General features: G+C 52.5%; 1 pseudogene. It reads right to left on the bottom strand.

The features are described 5' to 3' along the window. Window positions 1-425, bottom strand: a pseudogene (locus V6E55_RS25680) (DUF2213 domain-containing protein); the annotation flags it as partial.

The following is a 425-nucleotide window of genomic DNA, read 5'->3' as shown; positions in this document are numbered from 1 at the left end:
TGCATCTGCTGGTTGTAGGCATCCCAGACCTGATCGTCGGTCAGCCCCTCGGTTTTAACGCCTGCGGCATTGAGCGCGGCGATCATCTTCTCTTTCATCGGGTTTGTTTCTCCGTTGGTTTTGACTTCGTACTCAGTTGGTTTGCGCACGACTTCTACTGGATCGCCGACAAGCGTTACGACTTTGTCAGAGATGAGGTACTTCTGGTCGAAGAGCTTCGGCTTGGCGTTTTCGCCATCCTCTTCGTAAACGAAATGGTCAGGCCAGACACTGACGACGTAGCGCCACTTTTTGTCGTCCTGCTTTATGGACATGCGCAGCGCCTGGTAAATGTCGTCGAAGGACATTTCTGAAGCGTTGCTGATGAAGAACTTCACCTTGTTCCACCAGCCGTCTTTCATGCTGTTGGCGGCATCGATGAGGCT

The organism is Enterobacter sp. 342 (assembly GCF_036663495.1).
GTDB lineage: Bacteria > Pseudomonadota > Gammaproteobacteria > Enterobacterales > Enterobacteriaceae > Enterobacter.
This window is presented reverse-complemented; position numbering and strand designations above follow the sequence as displayed.